Origin of the sequence: Corynebacterium sp. UMB6689, from assembly GCF_030215295.1 — a bacterium.
Lineage (GTDB): Bacteria > Actinomycetota > Actinomycetes > Mycobacteriales > Mycobacteriaceae > Corynebacterium > Corynebacterium aurimucosum.
The window spans coordinates 1-284 of record NZ_JASOLS010000146.1; the positions used below are offsets into that span (position 1 = coordinate 1).

The window sequence follows — 284 nt, forward strand, 5'->3', positions numbered from 1 at the left end:
CATTGTAGGCTTTGGAAACTGTTTAACTTGAGTGCAGAAGGGGAGAGTGGAATTCCATGTGTAGCGGTGAAATGCGTAGATATATGGAGGAACACCGGTGGCGAAAGCGGCTCTCTGGTCTGTAACTGACGCTGAGGCTCGAAAGCGTGGGGAGCGAACAGGATTAGATACCCTGGTAGTCCATGCTGTAAACGTTGGGCACTAGGTGTGGGGGCTGGTTTCATGGTTTCCGCGCCGTAGCTAACGCATTAAGTGCCCCGCCTGGGGAGTACGGCCGCAAGGCT

General features: G+C 54.2%; 1 rRNA gene. It reads left to right on the top strand.

The features are described from left to right. Nucleotides 1–284 (top strand): 16S ribosomal RNA (locus QP363_RS13010); the annotation flags it as partial.